This window comes from Aeromonas sp. QDB68 (assembly GCF_027707405.1).
Taxonomy (GTDB): domain Bacteria; phylum Pseudomonadota; class Gammaproteobacteria; order Enterobacterales; family Aeromonadaceae; genus Aeromonas; species Aeromonas caviae.
On sequence record NZ_JAPCIQ010000247.1, the window covers coordinates 1 to 670 of the forward strand.

A 670-nucleotide genomic window follows, 5' to 3' on the forward strand; every position below is an offset into this window, starting at 1 on the left:
CTAGCAATATAGCGTGAAACGGGTTCAAATAATGGTGGTGCTGGAAAAAAGTCATCGAAACTTATTACATCAAATGCCTCGAGCATATCTTCTCGAGTGATAACATTAGTCTTCCCTGGTTCAATTTTTTCCCAAACCTTTGCGACTAACAACTTTTCTCTTTCAAGGACATTTTTCGAAACAGATAACCTATGGAGCTCTTTGTGAATATCATATTTTTGTTGGTTGTAATTTCCTTCAGAATCATAGAACTGTAGACACTTACAAAATCTTATAAGTTCATTTCCTTTCAGATTGGTATATTTTTCAAGTGTTTTTAAGAATTGTCCTGATGGAATATTACCTGAGGATATTTTTACTATGTTCTTCTTAAGAGTGGAGGAAATAATTCGATTGGTAACGACAGTAAAGTTTATCTCTGAAATTTCTTTTTCGGAAGAACTTAGATCTATAAATCGTTTAGAAAAACCTTCTATAGTATCTTTTAACTTTGATAGAGTAAAAGGGTCATTAACCTGAACTGTTGAATGCTTTAACTGGAAGTACTCGACCTGCTGACCACCTTTCAAAGATTTACGATACTCAGCCAAATCAATTACACATTCACCGGAAAGACTATGCTCTTGAGAGCCTTCGATAGTCAGGAACTCTAAATCAGTGTTAAAATCGA

Annotated in this window: 1 protein-coding gene; it reads right to left on the minus strand. The window is 34.3% G+C overall.

Translation table 11 applies throughout. The annotated features are described in order from the left end of the window. On the minus strand, positions 1-670 hold a 670-nt coding region (locus PG892_RS22480; protein ID WP_270825938.1), incomplete at both ends, for a hypothetical protein.